Genomic DNA, 18,013 nt, shown 5'->3' on the forward strand with positions numbered 1-18,013 from the left:
GCCGGTGAGCGGGAACCCCAGGAGCAGGCCGTCCGGCCGTGCGACCCGGCGTTCCAGCACGGGGTGGTGGTCGGCTTCGACGGATCGCTGTCGAGCGAGCGGGCGCTGGCCTACGCCGTCGGCATGGCCCGGCGCTCGCAGTGCGGGCTGGTGATCGTCCACGTGGCCAACCGGCTGCCGGCCACGGTCTGGGCGGGGTGCGAGCCCCCGGTCTTCGTGGACCTGCCCGACCACCGCACCGAGATCCTCGGCCTGGAACTCTCCTGCGCCGACTTCCTGTCCGGGGTGCCGTGGATCCTGGTGGAGCGCGGTGGGGACATCTGCCACGAGATCGAGGAGGTCGGCCGGGAGTACGCGGCCGACGCGATCGTCGTCGGCAGCACCCACGGCCTGCTGGGCAAGCTCTTCGGTTCGGTGTCGGGCCGGCTGGCCCGCCGGGCCAACCGACCCGTCATCGTGATCCCCTGAGGCCTGGCTCCGGGGCCGGTCGCAGGGGGAGCACCGTCCCGGCCGCCATCCCCGCCGCCGCCCGGGTCCGGGCCCGGACGGCGACGAAGCGGTGACGGTCGGGTCGTGGTGGTCGGCTCAGTACCGCATGCCCAACTCGCGGGCGATGAGCATGCGCTGCACCTCGGAGGTGCCCTCGCCGATCTCCAGGATCTTGGAGTCACGCCAGAACCTGGCGACCGGGAACTCGTTCATGAAGCCGTAGCCGCCGTGGATCTGGGTGGCCTCCCGGGCGTTGTCGACGGCGGCCTCGGACGCGTAGAGCTTGGCGATCGCAGCCTCCTTCTTGAAGGGCTCGTCGTGCAGCAGCCGGGAGGCGGCGTCCCGCCAGGCCAGGCGGGCGGTGTGGGCGCGCATCTCCATGTCGGCGAGCTTGAACTGGATGACCTGGTTGGCACCGATCGGGCGGCCGAAGGCCCGGCGCTCGGCGGCGTACTTGAGTGACTCGTCGACACATCCCTGCGCCAGGCCGGTGGACAGGGCTGCGATGGCGATGCGGCCCTCGTCGAGGATCCGCAGGAACTGGGCGTAGCCGCGGCCGCGCGGGCCGAGCAGGTTGGCAGCGGGGACACGGCAGTCGGTGAAGGAGAGTTCGCGGGTGTCGGAGGCGTTCCACCCGACCTTGGAGTACTTCTTGGCCACCTGGAACCCCGGAGTTCCGGTGGGCACGATGATGGACGAGATCTCGCGCGACGGCGAGACCTCTCCGGCACCTTCACTCGAACGAGCGAGCGGTTCGGTCAGTGCGGTCACCGTGACCAGGCCGGTGATCTCGGTCCCCGAGTTGGTGATGAAGCACTTGGTGCCGTTGATCACCCACTCGTCGGTGGCCTCGTCGTAGCGGGCCGTGGTGCGGGTGCCGCCGGCGTCCGAGCCGGCCTCGGGCTCGGTCAGGCCGAAGGCGCCGAGGATCTCGCCCGAGGCCAGCCGCGGCAGCCAGGAGCGCTTCTGCTCCTCGGTGCCGAACCGGTAGATCGGCATCGCGCCGAGCGAGACCGCGGCCTCCAGCGTGATGGCCACCGAGGAGTCCACCCGGGCCAGTTCCTCCAGCACCAGGCCGAGCGCGAAGTAGTCGCCGCCCATACCGCCGTACTCCTCAGGGAAGGGCAGGCCGAACAGGCCCATCCGCCCCATCTCCCGGACGATCTCGTACGGGAACTCCTCCTGCTCGTAGAACTCGCCGATCTTGGGCGCGATCACGTCCTGCGCGAACTCGGCGACCGTGCGGCGCAGTTGCTCGTGCTCGTGGTCCAGCCTGTGGTCGAGCATGGGGATCCTCCTGGGATCGGGCCGGTACGGCCGGGGTGAGGGCGGTTCGGAGGGCAGTCGGCGGGCCCGGAGCGGTCCGGTCCGGGCCGGGCGGTGCCCGGCGACCTTCGGCGCGGCCGGCGGGTTCGGCCGCCGGCCGCACGGGTCCCGGCCGCGGGAGCGGCGCCGGGACGGGGGAACACGAGGGGGGAGGCGGTGGGCGGCCCGGGCGGGCTCAGCCGTCCGCCCCGAGCAGGGCCCGGACCGTCCGGGACGGACTGGGCCGCCCGAGCCGGCGGGCCATCCAGCCGCTGGTGGCGGCCAGCGCGGCCAGGTCGACGCCGGTCTCGATGCCCAGGCCGTGCAGCATCCAGACCAGGTCCTCGGTGGCCAGGTTGCCGGTCGCGCTCTTGGCGTACGGGCAGCCGCCCAGGCCGCCGGCCGAGGCGTCGACCACCGTCACCCCGCTGCGCAGCGCGGCGAGCGTGTTGGCCAGCGCCTGGCCGTAGGTGTCGTGGAAGTGCACCGCGAGCCGCTCGACCGGGACGCCGGCCCGGACGAACCCGGCCAGCAGCGCTGTCACCTGGCCCGGGGTGGCCACGCCGATGGTGTCGCCGAGGCTGAGTTCGGCGCAGCCCAGCTCCAGCAACTGCAGGCCGTGCCGGATCACCTGGTCGGTGCCGACCGGCCCCTCCCACGGGTCGCCGAAGCACATCGAGAGGTAGCCGCGGACCGGCACGCCGGCCTGGCCGGCCCGTTCGACCACCGGGCGGAACATCGCCATCGCCTCGTCCGCCGAGCGGTTGAGGTTGCGCCGGGCGAAGGTCTCGGTGGCGCTGGCGAACACCGCGACGTCGGTGGCGTGGTGCGCCAGCGCCCGGTCCAGACCGCGCTCGTTGGGGACCAGCACCGGCAGCCGCAGGCCGGGGTACCGGTCGGGCAGCGCGGCCAGTTCGGGCATCAGCTGCTCCGCGTCGGCCAGCTGCGGGACCCACTTGGGGTGCACGAAGCTGGTGGCCTCGACGGTGCGCAGGCCGGCCGCGGCGAGCCGGGCGACGAACTCGGCCTTCACCTCGACCGGCACCAGCGCGCTCTCGTTCTGCAGCCCGTCGCGGGCGCCGACCTCGTGGATCCGCACCCGGGTGGGCAGCTCCGGGTCCACCACCGGGTCGGGCAGCCCGAGTTCGAGGACGCCGGGCTCGCGTTCGGTGGTCATGACGCCACCTCCGCGACGGCCGAGGGGGCGGTCGGGGCGGTCTCGCCGGCCTCCTCGGTGGCGGTGACCACCGCGAGCAGCTCGTCCATGGCGACCGTGCCGCCGGCGGTCGCCCGCAGCTCGCTGACCGTGCCGTCGTAGGGAGCCGCGATCACGTGCTCCATCTTCATCGCCTCCAGGACGAGGAGTGCCTGCCCGCGCTTCACCTGCTCGCCGACGGCGGCCTTGACCACCGTGACGGTGCCGGGCATGGGTGCGGTGAGCGCGCCGTGCTGGGTGGCACCGGCGGCGGTGCGGTCGGCCACCGGGTCGTGGGCGTGCACGGCCCAGGCGTCGCCGTCCAGGCCGAGCCAGTCGGTGCGGTGGAAGGGCGCGCCGTCGGTGGTGTGGGCGAAGGTCGACCGCAGCCCGTCGACGGTGACCTGGAGGCGGTGCCCGGAGAGGGCCGCCCGGGCCCGTCGGACCGGGCCGTCGCCGAGCCGTACCTGCAGGTCGGTGGTGTGGTCGGACGGATTGTCAGTGCCGTCTGCCAGGATCTCGGCAGTGCTGGGGCGGACACGGACGGTGACCGGGTCGCGGCCCGGCAGTCGCAGGTGGTGGGCCGTCCAGGCGGCCTCACCGCCCAGCCGCCAACCGGAGGGGAGGGAGAACGGGTCGGCCCAGCCGCCGGGGGCGGCGGCGGGGGCGAGCGACAGCTGCCGGGCCAGTGCGGCCGCGGTGTACAGCAGTTCGACGGTGGAGACCTCGGTGCCGTCCGGACCGGCGTGCTCGGTCGGGGCTGCCAGCAGCACAGGGGTCTGCTGGACGCTCCGCTCGACCAGGCCGGTGTCGAGGCGGCCCGCCACCACCTCGGGGTGGGCCAGCAGGCGCCGGAGGAATCCGGTGTTGGTGGTCACCCCGAGGATCTCGGTCTCCGCGAGGGCGGCGCGCAGCCGGCGCAGCGCGGTCGGGCGGTCGGGCCCGTACGCGATGACCTTCGCCAGCATGGGGTCGTACAGGCTGCCGATCTCGGTGCCGGTGGTGACCCCGCTGTCCACCCGGACGCCCTCGCCGGCCGGCTCCGCGAGGTGCAGGATCCGGCCGCCGGTGGGCAGGAAGTCGCGGTCGGGGTCCTCGGCGCAGATCCGGGCCTCGACGGCGTGGCCCAGGAAGGAGATGTCGTCCTGCTCGAACGGCAGCGGCTCGCCGGCGGCGACCCGCAGCTGCCACTCCACCAGGTCGAGCCGCCGGGGCTGCGCGGTGTCCGCCCCCACGGCGACGGCCAGCTCGGTGACGGGGTGTTCGACCTGGAGCCGGGTGTTCATCTCCATGAAGAAGAAGTCCAGCACCCCCGAGGGGGTCGGCAGGTCCGGGTCCAGCCCCGGCACGATGAACTCCACCGTGCCGGCCCCGGTGTAGCCGCAGGCCTCGGCGGCCCGGACGGCGGCCTCGCCCATGGCGGCGCGGGTCTCCGGGTTCAACAGGACGGAGGGTGCCTCTTCGATCAGCTTCTGGTGGCGGCGCTGCAGGCTGCACTCGCGCTCGCCGAGGTGCACGGTCCGGCCGTGGGTGTCGGCCAGGACCTGGACCTCGATGTGCCGGGGGCGGTCGACCCAGCGCTCCAGCAGCAGGGTGTCGTCGCCGAACGCGGTCCGGGCCACCCGGCGGGCGGCCGCCAGCTCGGCCGACAGGTCGGCCGGGTCGCGGACCAGCCGCATGCCCTTGCCGCCGCCACCGGCGGACGGCTTGAGCAGCACGGGGTAGCCGATCTCGGCGGCGGCCCGGGTGAGGTCCTCGTCCGAGGGCGAGCCGCCCTGGCTGCCGGGCACCACGGGCACGCCGGCGACCCGCACGGCGTTCTTGGCGTTGATCTTGTCGCCCATCAGCTCGACCGCACCGGGCGGCGGGCCGATGAAGACCAGCCCCGCCTCGGCGCAGGCGCGCGCGAAGCCCGGGTTCTCGGCCAGGAAGCCGTACCCGGGGTGGACGGCCTGCGCGCCGGTGCGGCGGGCGGCGGCCAGGATCAGGTCGGTCCGCAGGTAGCTCTCGGCGGCCGAGCTGTCGCTGCGGTCGGCGGGGCCGAGGCGGACGGCCAGGTCGGCGGCGCGCACGTGCGGGGCGTCGGCGTCCGCGTCGCTGTGCACCGCGACCGACCGGACGCCGAGCCGCCGCAGGGTGCGGATCACCCGCAGGGCGATCTCGCCCCGGTTGGCGACGAGGACGGTGTCGAACATGGGAGGTGTTCCTCCTGGTCGAGGAGTGCCGCCGGGGTGTGGCGGCAAGGTCGGGACGGCCACGGTCGGCCGCCGCTCACATCCGGAAGACGCCGTACGGCCGGGGCTCGGCCAGCGGCGCGTTGGCACAGGCGGTGAGCGCGAGGCCCAGCGCCGTACGGGTGTCCAGCGGGTCGATCACGCCGTCGTCCCAGAGCCGGGCGGTCGCGTAGTAGGCGCTGCCCTGCCGCTCGTACTGTTCCCTGACCGGGCGCTTGAACTCGTCCTCGGCCTCGGTGGCCCACTCCCCGCCCTGCGCCTCGATCTGGTCGCGGCGGACGGTGGCGAGCACCGAGGCCGCCTGCTCCCCGCCCATGACCGAGATCTTGGCCCCCGGCCACATCCACAGGAAGCGCGGCGAGTACGCCCGGCCGCACATCGAGTAGTTGCCGGCGCCGTACGAGCCGCCGATCACCACCGTCAGCTTCGGCACCCGGGTGCAGGCCACCGCGGTGACCATCTTCGCGCCGTGCTTGGCGATGCCGCCGGCCTCGTACTGGCGCCCGACCATGAAGCCGGTGATGTTCTGCAGGAAGAGCAGCGGGATGCCGCGCTGGTCGCACAGTTCGATGAAGTGGGCGCCCTTGAGCGCGGATTCGGCGAACAGCACGCCGTTGTTGGCGACGATGCCGACCGGGTGGCCGTGGATCCGGGCGAAGCCGGTCACCAGCGTGGTGCCGTACTCGGCCTTGAACTCGGCGAAGCGGCTGCCGTCCACCAGCCGGGCGATCACCTCGCGGACGTCGTACGGCGTGCGCGGGTCCACCGGCACCGCGCCGTACAGCCCGGCCGGGTCGACCGCCGGCGGCTCCACCGGCGCGAGCGGCCAGGGCTGCGCGGCGCGCGGGCCGAGGCCGGCCACGATGGTGCGGACGATCGACAGCGCGTGCTCGTCGTCCTCGGCCAGGTGGTCGGTGACCCCCGAGGTCTTGGAGTGGAGGTCGCCGCCGCCCAGCTCCTCGGCCGTCACGACCTCGCCGGTCGCCGCCTTCACCAGCGGCGGACCGCCGAGGAAGATGGTGCCCTGGTTGCGGACGATCACGGCCTGGTCGCTCATCGCGGGGACGTAGGCGCCGCCCGCGGTGCAGGAACCGAGCACCGCGGCGATCTGCGGGATGCCCGCGGCCGACAGCCGGGCCTGGTTGTAGAAGATCCGGCCGAAGTGGTCGCGGTCCGGGAAGACCTCGTCCTGCATCGGCAGGAAGGCGCCGCCGGAGTCGACCAGGTAGATGCAGGGCAGCCGGTTCTCCAGGGCCACCTCCTGCGCGCGCAGGTGCTTCTTGACCGTCATCGGGTAGTAGGTGCCGCCCTTGACGGTGGCGTCGTTGGCCACCACGACCACCTCGCGGCCGGCCACCCGGCCGATCCCGGCGATCACGCCGGCGGCCGGCGCCGCACCGTCGTACAGCCCGTCGGCCGCCAGCGGGCAGATCTCCAGGAAGGGCGAGCCCGGGTCGAGCAGGGTGTCCACCCGGTCGCGCGGGAGCAGCTTGCCGCGCGAGGTGTGCCGCGCGCGGGCCTTCTCCCCGCCGCCGAGGGCCGCCGCGGCGAGTTTCGCCCGCAGCTCGCCGACCAGGGCCCGGTGCGCCTCGACGTTCGCCCGGTAGGCCGCCGATCCGGCGTCCACCGCGCTCTCCAGCCGGGGTGCGGGCGCGGCCGCGGCGTCGGTGCCCCGGATCGCGCCGCCCGCCCGGTCGGCGGTGAGGTCGCCGCCACCGCCGCCGAACCCGCCGAAGGCAGGCCCGGCCGGCAGCCCGGCCGTCGATCCAAAGGTTGAGAGGACCATCCCAAGAGCTCCCTTGCCCTCGGAGCCGAAGAGGTGGGCGGACGGAGGTGCCCGCGCCCCCAGGTTAATGACCGTTAACTCCTGCCGCCAGGTTAACCGGCGATAACCCGGCTGTCTACGATGGACGGCATGTCGAACGCCCCCGCCGCCCCCGGGCTCACCCGTCGCGATCAGATCCGGAAGGAGGCCGCCCGGTTGTTCGCGGCCCGCGGCTTCCTCGGCGTCGGGGTGGACGAGATCGGCAAGGCCGTCGGCATCAGCGGCCCCGGCCTCTACCGCCACTTCGCCGGCAAGGACGCCATGCTCGCCGACCTGCTGGTCGGGATCAGCGAGCGGCTGCTGGAGGAGGGCCGCCGCCGGGCGGGGGACGCCGGCCGTCCGGCCGAGGCGCTGGACGCGCTGATCCGCGGCCACGTCGACTTCGCGCTCGACGACCCCGACCTGATCACCCTGCACGACCGGGAGCTGCTGCACCTCAAGGAGGACGACCGGCGCCGGGTCCGCCGCCTCCAGCGCAAGTACGTCGAACTCTGGGTCGAGGTGGTCCGCGAGGCCTACCCGCCGCTCGCCGCCCCCGAGGCCGAGCCGCGCGCCCGGGCCGCCGTCCACGCGGTCTTCGGCCTGCTGAACTCCACCCCGCACAGCGCCGGCGCCAGCCAGGCCCAGCCCGAGCGCTCCGGGCTGCCGCGGGACGGCATGGCGGCCCTGCTGCGCAGCCTGGCCCGCGGCGCGTTCTCCTCGGCCGCCGAGCCGTCCGGCGCCTGAGGGCCGGGGCGGCGGGCGTAGGACCAAGGGCGGACCGGCCGGGGGCCGCCGCCCGGTGCGGGGGCGCGGTCGGGCGGAGCATGGTGGGAGAGCGGGAAGGAACGGCGGCCGGCGGTCGTTGAGCCTGCCGTCCGTCCATCCCGTTCGAGCGCGATGGACGCCCCACCGGCGAATGGTTAGCATCCCTAAATATGCCCGAGAATCAAGGTTCCACCGCGGAGGTATCCCCCCGCAACGGCAGGAGCAGCGACGACACCGGCAGCGGCGGCCACCAGCCCGCCGCCGGAGGGTCGGACCCGGCCTCGCGGCCGGGCCCGAACGGCACCGGCCACCCCGGCACCGGCACGCAGGACACCCGTACCCGCCACGCCCGTACCCCGGGCGGCGGCACGCCCCCGGACGGCGGCGCGCGGGATGCCGGCCGGACGAGCGCCGGGGCGGGCTGGCTGCGCCGGCTGACCGGCTACTGCTGGCACTACCGCCGCAACGTGCTGCTCGCCTTCGGCGCCTCGCTGCTCGGCATGGCGGTCACCGCGGTCGTCCCGCTGGTCACCAAGCTGATCATCGACGACGTGATCACCGCGCACTCCCGCCCGCTCGCCCCCTGGGCGATCGTCCTGGTGGTGGCCGCGCTGCTGGTCTTCGTCTCCACCCAGGTCCGCCGCTACTACGGCGGCCAGCTCGCGCTGGACGTGCAGCACGACCTGCGGGCCGACCTGTTCCGCTCGCTCACCCGGTTGGACGGCGCCCGGCAGGACCGGCTCGACACCGGCCAGGTGGTCGGCCGGGCGACCTCCGACCTCCAGCTGGTCAACGGGCTGCTGTCGATGCTGCCGATGATGACCGGCTACCTGCTGATGTTCGCCATGTCGCTCGGCGTGATGCTCTGGCTCTCGCCGCCGCTCACCCTGATCGCCCTGGTGATGGGCCCGGTGCTGTGGTGGCTGAGCACCCTGAGCCGCAAGCGGCTCTTCCCGGCGACCTGGGCCGCCCAGCAGGAGGCGGCCGCGGTCGCCGGCGTGGTGGACGCGGCGATCGGCGGCGTCCGGGTGGTCAAGGGCTTCGGGCAGGAGGCCCAGGAGCGGGCCAAGCTGGAGCGGGTCTCGCGCGGGCTGTACGGCGCCCGGCTCCGCTCGATCCGGCTGAACAGCCGCTACACCCCGGCCATGCAGGCCGTGCCCGCGCTGGCCCAGGTCGCGGTGCTCGCGCTCGGCGGCTGGCTGGCCGTCGAGGGCAACGTCTCGCTCGGCACCTTCGTGGCCTTCTCCACCTACATGGCGCAGCTGACCGGCCCGGTCCGGATGCTGGCCATGGTGATCACCGTCGGCCAGCAGGCCAGGGCCGGCGTCGAGCGGGTGCTGCACCTGGTCGACCAGCAGCCGCGGATCAAGGAGCGCCCGGACGCCCGCGTGCTCGACCCCGCGCAGGCCGCACCGGGCACCCCGGCCCTGGAACTCGACGGCGTGGACTTCCACTACCTGGACCACGACCACGACCTTGACCACGATCACGACCCGGACGGCGACGGTACCCCGGACCTCGCTACGGAGCAGCAGCCCGCCCCGCCGTCCCCCGAGCCCGTGCTGCACCGCCTCGACCTGCGGATCGCCCCCGGCGAGACGCTCGCGCTGGTGGGCGCGTCCGGCTCCGGCAAGTCGACCGTGGCGCAGCTGGTGCCGCGCTTCTACGACCCCATCGCCGGCGCGATCCGGCTCTACGGCCACGACCTGCGCGAGCTCACCCTCGACTCGGTGCGCGCCACGGTCGGCATCGTGCCCGAGGACAGCTTCCTGTTCTCCGACAGCGTCCGGACCAACATCTCGTACGGCCACCCGGAGGCCACCGAGGAGCAGATCACGGCCGCCGCCCGCGCGGCCCAGGCCGACTCCTTCATCCGCGAGCTCCCCGAGGGCTACGACACCAAGGTCGGCGAGCAGGGGCTCACCCTCTCCGGCGGCCAGCGCCAGCGGATCGCGCTCGCCCGGGCGATCCTCAGCGATCCCCGGGTGCTGCTGCTGGACGACGCCACCTCCGCGGTCGACCCCCGGGTGGAGGCGGAGATCCACGAGGCGCTGCGCGGCGTGATGGCCGGCCGCACCACCCTGCTGATCGCCCACCGCCGCTCCACCCTCCAGCTGGCCGACCGGATCGCCGTGCTGGACCGCGGCCACCTGGTCGACCTGGGCACCCACGAGGAGCTGGAGGAGCGATGTCCGCTCTACCGGGCGCTCATCACCGACCCGGACGCCCTCGCCCAGCCTGAGCCGGAGCTGGAGCCCGACCCCGAGCCGGGAGCCGAGCCGGACACCCGGCAGGGCGCCGGGGCCGCCCCCGCCGTCCGCCCGCCGTCCGGCCCCGACCCGCGGCAGTCCGGCGCCACCCCCGAGCTGCTGGCCAAGGTCGCGGCGCTGCCGCCGGCCACCGACGCCCCGGACATCCCGATCGCCGCCGCCGAGGCCGGCGACCCGAACTTCAGCCTGCGCCGCCTGCTCGCCCCGTTCCGCCTCCCGCTGGGCATCGCGCTGCTGCTGGTGGCGCTGGACACCGCGGCCGGACTGGCGCTCCCGGTGCTGATCCGGCACGGCATCGACGACGGCGTGACCAAGGCCCTGATGTCCGGGGTCGCGGTCGCCGCGCTCGCCGCGCTGGTGATCGTCCTGCTGGACTGGCTGGTGCAGTCGGCCGAGACCCGGATCAGCGGCCGCACCGGCGAGCGGGTGCTCTACACCCTGCGCCTGAAGATCTTCGCGCACCTCAACCGGCTCGGCCTGGACTACTACGAGCGCGAGCTGACCGGCCGGATCATGACCCGGATGACCACCGACGTCGACTCGATCTCGACCTTCCTGCAGACCGGCGTGGTCACCGCCGTGGTCAGCCTGCTGACCTTCTTCGGCATCTTCGCCGCCCTGCTGATCATCGACGCGGGTCTCGCCCTGGTGGTGTTTGCGGTCCTGCCGCTGCTGGTGGTCGCGACCCTGGTGTTCCGCAAGAAGTCCGCGGCCCAGTACCAGATCTCCCGCGACCTGATCAGCACGGTCAACGCCGACCTCCAGGAGAACGTGGCCGGCATGCGGATCGTCCAGGCGTTCCGGCGCCAGGACCTCAACACCGACCGCTTCGTCGCCAACGGCCTGGCCTACCGGGACGCCCGGGCCCGGGCCCAGCTCTACATCTCGCTGTACTTCCCGTTCGTCCAGTTCCTCTCCAGCATCGCCGCCGCCCTGGTGCTGATCGTCGGGGCCTCGCGGGTCGAGGAGGGCAGCCTGACCATCGGCGCGCTGGTCGCCTACCTGCTCTACATCGACCTGTTCTTCGCCCCGGTCAACCAGCTCTCCCAGGTGTTCGACGGCTACCAGCAGGCCGCCGTCGGCCTCGGCCGGATCCGCGACCTGCTGCGGACCCCGACCAGCACCCCGCAGGCGGCGCGGCCCGTCCCGGTCGGCGAGCTGAGCGGGGAGGTCAGCTTCGAGGGCGTCAGCTTCGCCTACAACGGCGGTGACGGCAGCCCCGAGGTGCTCTCCGGCATCGACCTGCGGATCCCGGCCGGGCAGACCGTCGCCCTGGTCGGCGAGACCGGCGCCGGCAAGTCCACCCTGGTCAAGCTGGTCGCCCGGTTCTACGACGCGACCGCCGGCACGGTCCGGATCGACGGCACCGACGTGACCAGCTTCGACCTGGCGCAGTACCGCCACCGGCTGGGCGTGGTGCCGCAGGAGGCGTACCTGTTCGCGGGCACGGTGCGGGAGTCCATCGCCTACGGCCGCCCGGAGGCGGGTGCGGCCGAGATCGAGACGGCGGCCCGGGCGGTCGGCGCGCACGAGATGATCATGCGGCTGGCGGGCGGCTACGACTACCCGATCGCCGCCCGCGGCCGGAACCTCTCGGCCGGTCAGCGCCAGCTCATCGCGCTGGCCCGGGCCGAACTGGTCGACCCCGACCTGCTGCTGCTGGACGAGGCCACCGCCGCGCTCGACCTGTCCACCGAGGCCGCGGTCAACCGGGCCGCCGAACGCCTCAGCGGCGGCCGCACCACCCTGGTCATCGCGCACCGCCTCAGCACGGCCGAGCGGGCCGACCGGGTGGTGGTGCTGGACCACGGCCGGGTGGTCGAGGACGGCACCCACGCCGAACTGCTCGCCCTCGGCGGCACCTACACCCGCCTCTGGGAGGCCTTCGTCGCGGACGGCCACCCGGCCCCGGTCGCCGGCTGAACGGCGGGCCTCCCGGACGGTCCGCCGCCCGGGAGGCCCGCCGTGGCCGCGGTCCCGCGGTCCGTCGTCCGCCGCCGAAGGACGGCTCAGGACGCCATCAACGGCGTGAGCAGCGCTCCCGGCCGCATCCCCTTGGGCAGGTCGCTGACCTGCCCGTCGCCGACCTCGACCACCCGCCAGCCGCCGTCCGCGCGCTGCGCCAGATCGGTGGTGATGAACCGGCAGCCGAGCCGCCGGACCAGCGGCCGGATCTCCGACAGGTCCGGCTCCGGCGCCAGCTCCGGGACGTCCGGGTGCGGCCCGACCAGCACCGGCTCCCCGTCCATCCACCACACCCGCGCCTCCTGCGGCCGACCCGCCTCGTCCCGGACGAACTCCTCGTACCGCCGCAGCACCACCCCGCCCGCCAGGTACTCGCCCTGCAGCTCGACGAAGCGGGCGACCACCCGTTCCAGCGCGGGCAGATCGGCCAGGTCCGGGACGAAACAGGCCTCCGCCCACTCGTGCTTGCGCGACTTCACGTAGTCCTTCACCACCGCCGGGCCGCGCCCGCCCAGCAGTTCGGCCGCCGCCGCCAGCCGCGCGCGGTCCGGTGCGCCGCCCGGGATCCAGGTGCTCTCCGGCGTGACCCCGTCGAACACCTCGTACCAGCCCGGCAGTTGGTGCGCGTCCGCGTACCCGGCCGGGGTGGTCAGCAGGGCGCAGCCCCGTTCGGCCAGCGCCTCGCCGAGCGCCGCGTACGCCTCGACCGGGATCATCCAGCCGCGGTACCAGAGCGGTCCCTGCCCCTGCGGGACCCGGCGCACCGCCCGCACGGCGTCGCCCGCCAGCAGCGCGTCATGGTCCAGCAGCACGCTCTCGCCGCCCAACTCCCGTACCTGCCTGGCCTCCCAGACGTAGTGCGGGTCGGGCCGGCGCGGGGCCAACGGGTCCGCCGGGAAGAGGATCGAGGGTGCCTGCATGCGGATCAGCGTACGGCGAACCCGCCCGCCCACCGGTCGGCGGCGCCCCGGCCGACCGTGTGCCCGCCGGATCTCCCCGGCCTCTCCTCCCCGCCCTCCCCGGCCCGGCCGAAACCGCTCGACAGCCCCCGCCCGCTCTGCCACGGTGATCCGATGCGGATCCTGCGACGAACGGCGAAACCACCGGCCCGGCGCACACCCCGGCAGGCCGCCCGGACCGCCGTGCTCGACCCGCAGGGCCGGGTCTTCCTGCTGCGGTCCGACAACAGCGAGGTCGGCCCGCACTGGAACATGCCGGGCGGCGGCCTGGAGAGCGGCGAGACGCCGATCGAGGGCGCCCGCCGGGAACTGCGCGAGGAGACCGGCTGGACCGACCTCGAACCCGGCCCGCTGCTCTGCACCTGGGAACACGACTTCACCTGGCACGGCATCCCGGTCCGCCAGCACGAGCACATCTTCCTCGGCCGGGGGCCGCGCCGGCCGCCCACCGGCGACCTGCGCACCGCGCACACGGCCGACCACATCCTCGGCTGGCACTGGTGGAGCCCGGACGAGCTGGCCCGGCCCGGCGCCGGCCCGTTCTGGCCGCCCACGCTGCCCGCCCTGCTGGACGCGGTCCGCCAGGAGCGGCCGCCCGGCGACGGGCCCGTCGCACCGGTCCACCTCGGCTACGTCCCCAACGCCCCGCGCCGCTGACCGCCGCAGCGCCGCGCGCTCACCGCTGTGCGCTCACCGCTGCGTGCTCACCGCCGCGCGCTCAGCGCCGGGTGCGCCGGTCCTCCACCCGCCACTCCCGCAGATCGAGCTCCCGGTCGTGCAGCGCATCCGGGTTGATCAGCACCGTCAGCCCCGCCCCGGCCAGCTTCTCCAGGCCCAACCCGGTCGAGGCCAGCAGCAGTTCGGTCGGCACCGACACCACGATGGCCGGCCGCCAGGACGGCAGCACCACCAGGCAGGTGCCCCGGCCGGCCCGCACCAGCTTGGCCGCCACCCGCCGCGGCTCACGCTGCCCCAGCTGTGCGGCTGCCTCCAGGTGCGTGGGGGAGGCCCCGATCAGGATCCCCAACGGCGGACCGGCCGCGGCCGGCACCGCGGGGACGGCCTCGGCCGCGGCACCCGCAGGCCCCACCACCCGGGGGCCGTCCTCCGGCGACCGCGGCTGCGGATGGATCCGGCTGAGGCGGCGCGAGGGCGTCGGCCGCCGGGACCGCCGCAGCTGCCGCCCGCTGCCCTGCTCCACCGCCTCCGGCACGGCGGGCGCCGCCGTCCGTACCGGCCCCGGGCGTCCCAGGGTCAGATCGACCCCGGCCGTCTCCAGCAGCCGGCTCACCTCGGACAGCGGCTGGTGGCAGGCGGCGGCCAGCTCCTCGACCTCCGCCCCCTGCTCGTACGCGGCACGCAGCCGCAGGCCGAGCGCGTGCAGCAGCTTGGCGGCCGTCCGCTCCTCGATGTCGCTCACGCCACCGTCCCCGGCCGACCGCTCGCGGCGGCCGAGCACCGACGTACCCCCTGACGGCCGGTCGGGCGGAGCGGGTTCGGACATGGTCCGGTCGAGCGTGGTCATGGCGTACGGGCCCTCCGTGAACTGGACACCGACGATCCTGCCCCACATGCGCACGACGGCCAAGGGCCGCCGGTCCGGTGACGCCCCGGCACCGGGAAAACCCGGCGCGCCGATCCGGCACCGCGGCTACCATCGCAGCCATGAAGCCCCAGCACCTCACCTGCGCCCTCGGCTGGTGGCCGTCCTAGGACGGCCACCCCGCACGCAGGACCACAGGGCCGTCCACCAGGACGGCCCTGTCGCGTTCTCCGCACGGACCGGGCCCGCCCCGGCGGACGGCCGCGCCACCCGGCGCCCACCGACCCGCAGGAGGACCCGATGCACCACCGGCCCACACCCCCCACCGCCGCCGCAACCCCCGCCCCGCGCCCGCGGGTGCTCGCCGGCGACCGCCCCACCGGCCCGCTCCACCTCGGCCACTACTTCGGCACCCTGCAGAACCGGGTCCGGCTCCAGCACACCGGCGTCGACCTGTTCCTGGTGATCGCCGACTACCAGGTGCTGACCGACCGGGACGTCGCCGAACGGCCTGCCGAGCACGCCGAGAACCTGGTCCTGGACTACCTCGCCGCCGGCATCGACCCCGAACGCGCCACCGTCTTCACCCACAGCGCGGTGCCCGCCCTCAACCAGCTGCTGCTGCCCTTCCTCAGCCTGGTCAGCGTCGCCGAACTCAGCCGCAACCCCACCGTCAAGGACGAGATCGCGCACTCCCGCCAGGCCGCCGTCAGCGGGCTCATGTTCAGCTACCCCGTCCACCAGGCCGCCGACATCCTGTTCTGCAAGGCCGACCTGGTCCCGGTCGGCCAGGACCAGATCCCGCACCTGGAACTCACCCGCACCATCGCCCGGCGCTTCAACGACCGCTACCGCACCGACCTGCTGCCGCAACCCGAGCCCCTGCTCTCCGCCGCCCCGCTGCTGCTCGGCACCGACGGCACCAAGATGAGCAAGAGCCGCGGCAACGCCGTCCCGCTCGGCGCCACCGAGGACGAGACCGCCCGCCTGATCCGCGCCGCCACCACCGACGCCGACCGGCACATCACCTACGACCCCGCACGCCGCCCCGGCGTCTCCGCCCTGGTCGACCTCGCCGCGCACTGCTCGGGCCGCGACCCGCACGCCGTCGCCGAACAGATCGGGCCGGGCGGTGCGGCCCGCCTCAAGGCCACCGTCACCGAGGCGGTCAACGAGCACCTGAGGCCGCTGCGCACCCGCCGGGCGGAGCTCGCCGCCGACCGGGGCCACCTGCGCGCGGTGCTGGCCGCCGGCAACCGGCGCGCCAACGCGGTCGCCGACGCCACCCTGGCGGAGGTCCGGGCGGTGATGGGATCGGTGTGACCTCCCGGCGGGCATACCGTCAGCGGCCGAACAAGCCCGCCCGGAAGGCCCGACGATGACTCAGCCACCTTCCCCGCCCCACCGCCCGGCCGCCCGGCCGTGCCACCTGGTCCCCGGCGACCGGGTGGCACTGGTCGCCCCCAGCGGACCGGTCGACCCGGCCCGGCTGGCGCGGGGCGTCGAGATCCTCCGCTCCTGGGGCCTGCGGATCCGGTCCGCGCCCCACCTCGACGAGCGCCACCCCGTCCTCGACCACCTCGCCGGCACCGACACCCACCGCGCCGCCGACTTCCAGCAGGCCTGGCTCGACCCCGAGGTGGCCGCCGTGCTCTGCGTCCGCGGCGGCTACGGCACCCAGCGGATGGTCGACCTGGTCGACTGGGACGCGCTGCGCGCCGCACCGCCCAAGCCGCTGGTCGGCTTCAGCGACGCCACCGTGCTGCACGAGGCCGTCGCCCGGCACCTGGGCGTCCCCACCTTCTACGGGCCGATGCCCGCCAGCGCCACCTTCACCCCGGACGGCCCGACCGCCGACCACCTGCGCCGCACCCTCTTCCACCCCGCCACCACCACCGTCCTCACCGGCCCCGCCGCCGCCCCGCTGGTCCCCGGCGTGGCCCGCGGCACGCTCGCGGGCGGCTGCGCCTCCGTCCTGGCCGCCGAACGCGGCACCCGCACCGCACGCCCCTCCTTCGCGGGCACGCTGCTGCTGCTCGAGGACGTCAACGAGCAGCCGTACCGGCTCGACCGGATCCTGACCCAGCTGCTGCGCTCCGGCGCGCTGGACGGCGTCGCCGGGATCGTCCTCGGCTCCTGGGACGGCTGCGGCCCGGCGGAGCAGGTCCGCGCGGTGATGCTCGACCGGCTCGCCCCGCTCGGCGTCCCCGTGCTGTGGGAACTCGGCTTCGGCCACGCGCCGTCCGGCCCGACCGTCCCGCTCGGCGTCACCGCCACCCTCGACGCCGACGCGGGCACCCTGACGCTGGACGAACCGGCCCTGGCGAGCCCGCGGGCCGGGGCTCCGGTCGCGGGACCGGACGGCGGTGGCACTGAGTAAGGTGCGCGGCATGGACGACGAAGGCAACGGCGCCGGCGGCGCGCAGCAGCCACCCGGCGGGGACTTCGAGGCGGCGGTGGCGAGGGCGCTGCGCCTGCTCAACGGACGAGAGGGCCGCAAGGGACGGATCCTCCTCGGTCTGGCCGGGCCCCCGGCGGCCGGTAAGTCCACCGTGGCCGGCCGCCTGGTCGAGGAGGTGGTCCGGCGCGAGGGGCCGGAGTCCGCGGCCTACCTCCCGCTCGACGGCTTCCACCTGTCCAACACCCAGCTCGACCGCCTCGGCCTGCGGGACCGCAAGGGCGCCCCGGAGACCTTCGACGCCTGGGGCTACCTCGCCCTGCTCGGCCGGGTGACCGCCGACCGCTTCCGGGACGTCTACGCGCCCGACTTCGACCGGGAGCTCGACGAGCCGGTCGCCGCCCGCCACGTGATCCGTCCGCACACCCGCCTGGTGGTGACCGAAGGCAACTACCTCGCCGCCCCCGCAGACCCGTGGCCCGCCGCCCGGCGGCTGCTGGCGGAACTCTGGTTCGTCGAGGCCGACGACACCACCCGGGCCGAACGCCTGCTGCACCGCCACCGGGCCGGCGGCCGGTCCCGCGAGGACGCCCTCGCCCGGATCGCGGCCAACGACCACCCCAACGGCGAGTACGTGAAGGCGGCCCGCGCCGACTGCGACTGGGTGCTCCGAGCGGCTCATTTGCCTCCGGCCCCGGATGGGCGTAGTGTTCTCTAGTCGCTCGGCAGGGAGCACCGGACACGTATCCACGCGGACGGTCCCGGGGCGGCCAATCCTTGGAAACACCACTTCCCTTCACTTGGGCGTGCCTCGTCGCGTCCCGGTTCGAATTGTTGTGCGCGCTTTTACGGATTGCAGCCGGATTCGCCTTTCGGGGCGGGGATCGGCTAAGGTTTGAAACGTCGGACAGGCCATCAGGCCGGGCCGGCGAAAAGCAAGTCGGATCAGGAAGCTCCGAAAACGGAGCGGAAAACATCTGATAAGCTTGAAACACGAAAGAACGAAGCGCCCGGAGGGCCCGCTGGAAGGCGGTCCGAAGGAAGTGTCCGTTCCTTGAGAACTCAACAGCGTGCCAAAAGTCA

At 74.5% G+C, this 18,013-nt stretch carries 12 protein-coding genes and 1 pseudogene; 7 read left to right on the forward strand and 6 right to left on the reverse strand.

The features are described 5' to 3' along the window. Positions 1-21: 21 nt before the first annotated feature. Positions 22-468 (forward strand): annotated as a pseudogene (locus tag ABT014_RS29060) (universal stress protein); the annotation flags it as partial. Between the two features lie 117 nt (positions 469-585). Here the strand turns inward: ABT014_RS29060 and ABT014_RS29065 are convergent. The 4 genes from ABT014_RS29065 to ABT014_RS29080 form a co-directional block, all read right to left on the reverse strand. Continuing rightward, complete coding sequence (locus ABT014_RS29065) at positions 586-1,776, reverse strand: acyl-CoA dehydrogenase family protein (protein ID WP_350642190.1); 1,191 nt, start codon at positions 1,774-1,776, stop codon at positions 586-588. 214 nt (positions 1,777-1,990) lie between these two features. Continuing rightward, positions 1,991-2,971: a hydroxymethylglutaryl-CoA lyase gene (locus tag ABT014_RS29070; protein ID WP_350642191.1), complete on the reverse strand. Its 981-nt coding sequence runs from the start codon at positions 2,969-2,971 to the stop codon at positions 1,991-1,993. Then, positions 2,968-5,184, reverse strand: coding sequence for an acetyl/propionyl/methylcrotonyl-CoA carboxylase subunit alpha (locus ABT014_RS29075; protein WP_350642192.1), 2,217 nt, complete (start codon positions 5,182-5,184; stop codon positions 2,968-2,970). Before ABT014_RS29075 ends, ABT014_RS29070 begins: the two co-directional genes overlap by 4 nt. A gap of 76 nt (positions 5,185-5,260) precedes the next feature. Then, positions 5,261-7,009 (reverse strand): carboxyl transferase domain-containing protein, encoded by a 1,749-nt coding sequence (locus ABT014_RS29080; RefSeq protein ID WP_350642193.1) that lies wholly within the window; start codon positions 7,007-7,009, stop codon positions 5,261-5,263. Positions 7,010-7,138: 129 nt separating this feature from the next. Between ABT014_RS29080 and ABT014_RS29085 the strand changes: the two genes are divergently transcribed. Both ABT014_RS29085 and ABT014_RS29090 read left to right on the forward strand, forming a co-directional pair. Further along, positions 7,139-7,774 carry an SACE_7040 family transcriptional regulator gene (locus ABT014_RS29085; protein WP_350642194.1) on the forward strand — a complete coding sequence of 212 codons (636 nt, stop codon included), beginning with the start codon at positions 7,139-7,141 and terminating at the stop codon, positions 7,772-7,774. Between the two features lie 191 nt (positions 7,775-7,965). Beyond that, the gene (locus ABT014_RS29090) at positions 7,966-11,988 is read left to right on the forward strand and encodes an ABC transporter ATP-binding protein (protein WP_350642195.1); all 4,023 of its coding nucleotides are present in this window, start codon (positions 7,966-7,968) and stop codon (positions 11,986-11,988) included. A gap of 86 nt (positions 11,989-12,074) precedes the next feature. On the opposite strand, the gene ABT014_RS29095 is transcribed toward ABT014_RS29090, so the two are convergent. Further along, a complete protein-coding gene (locus tag ABT014_RS29095; protein ID WP_350642196.1) occupies positions 12,075-12,950 on the reverse strand; it encodes an ATP-grasp domain-containing protein in 876 nt (291 codons plus the stop codon). A 153-nt stretch (positions 12,951-13,103) separates the two neighbouring features. On the opposite strand from ABT014_RS29095, the gene ABT014_RS29100 reads away from it, so the two are divergent. Next, positions 13,104-13,646: an NUDIX hydrolase gene (locus ABT014_RS29100; RefSeq protein ID WP_350642197.1), complete on the forward strand. Its 543-nt coding sequence runs from the start codon at positions 13,104-13,106 to the stop codon at positions 13,644-13,646. A 61-nt stretch (positions 13,647-13,707) separates the two neighbouring features. Here the strand turns inward: ABT014_RS29100 and ABT014_RS29105 are convergent, their stop codons facing one another. Next, the gene (locus ABT014_RS29105; RefSeq protein WP_350642198.1) at positions 13,708-14,514 is read right to left on the reverse strand and encodes a hypothetical protein; all 807 of its coding nucleotides are present in this window, start codon (positions 14,512-14,514) and stop codon (positions 13,708-13,710) included. A 318-nt stretch (positions 14,515-14,832) separates the two neighbouring features. Here ABT014_RS29105 and trpS point away from each other — a divergent pair, with 318 nt between their 5' ends. Genes trpS through ABT014_RS29120 form a run of 3 tightly spaced genes read left to right on the forward strand, consistent with a single transcriptional unit; the run spans position 14,833 to position 17,648 of the window. After that, positions 14,833-15,855, forward strand: coding sequence for a tryptophan--tRNA ligase (gene trpS, locus ABT014_RS29110; RefSeq protein ID WP_350642199.1), 1,023 nt, complete (start codon positions 14,833-14,835; stop codon positions 15,853-15,855). 55 nt (positions 15,856-15,910) lie between these two features. Then, positions 15,911-16,912 (forward strand): S66 peptidase family protein, encoded by a 1,002-nt coding sequence (locus ABT014_RS29115; RefSeq protein WP_350642200.1) that lies wholly within the window; start codon positions 15,911-15,913, stop codon positions 16,910-16,912. 10 nt (positions 16,913-16,922) lie between these two features. Beyond that, the gene (locus ABT014_RS29120; protein WP_350642201.1) at positions 16,923-17,648 is read left to right on the forward strand and encodes a nucleoside/nucleotide kinase family protein; all 726 of its coding nucleotides are present in this window, start codon (positions 16,923-16,925) and stop codon (positions 17,646-17,648) included. The last annotated feature ends 365 nt before the right edge of the window (positions 17,649-18,013 follow it).

This window comes from Kitasatospora sp. NPDC094015 (genome assembly GCF_040304075.1).
Lineage (GTDB): Bacteria > Actinomycetota > Actinomycetes > Streptomycetales > Streptomycetaceae > Kitasatospora.

Excerpts from the sequence above, each read along its gene's own strand:
- ABT014_RS29065 (WP_350642190.1), bottom strand. The coding sequence starts at position 1,776 with ATGCTCGACCACAGGCTGGACCACGAGCACGAGCAACTGCGCCGCACG.
- ABT014_RS29070 (WP_350642191.1), bottom strand. The coding sequence starts at position 2,971 with ATGACCACCGAACGCGAGCCCGGCGTCCTCGAACTCGGGCTGCCCGAC.
- ABT014_RS29075 (WP_350642192.1), bottom strand. The coding sequence starts at position 5,184 with ATGTTCGACACCGTCCTCGTCGCCAACCGGGGCGAGATCGCCCTGCGG.
- ABT014_RS29080 (WP_350642193.1), bottom strand. The coding sequence starts at position 7,009 with ATGGTCCTCTCAACCTTTGGATCGACGGCCGGGCTGCCGGCCGGGCCT.
- ABT014_RS29085 (WP_350642194.1), top strand. The coding sequence starts at position 7,139 with ATGTCGAACGCCCCCGCCGCCCCCGGGCTCACCCGTCGCGATCAGATC.
- ABT014_RS29090 (WP_350642195.1), top strand. The coding sequence starts at position 7,966 with ATGCCCGAGAATCAAGGTTCCACCGCGGAGGTATCCCCCCGCAACGGC.
- ABT014_RS29095 (WP_350642196.1), bottom strand. The coding sequence starts at position 12,950 with ATGCAGGCACCCTCGATCCTCTTCCCGGCGGACCCGTTGGCCCCGCGC.
- ABT014_RS29100 (WP_350642197.1), top strand. The coding sequence starts at position 13,104 with ATGCGGATCCTGCGACGAACGGCGAAACCACCGGCCCGGCGCACACCC.
- ABT014_RS29105 (WP_350642198.1), bottom strand. The coding sequence starts at position 14,514 with ATGACCACGCTCGACCGGACCATGTCCGAACCCGCTCCGCCCGACCGG.
- trpS (WP_350642199.1), top strand. The coding sequence starts at position 14,833 with ATGCACCACCGGCCCACACCCCCCACCGCCGCCGCAACCCCCGCCCCG.
- ABT014_RS29115 (WP_350642200.1), top strand. The coding sequence starts at position 15,911 with ATGACTCAGCCACCTTCCCCGCCCCACCGCCCGGCCGCCCGGCCGTGC.
- ABT014_RS29120 (WP_350642201.1), top strand. The coding sequence starts at position 16,923 with ATGGACGACGAAGGCAACGGCGCCGGCGGCGCGCAGCAGCCACCCGGC.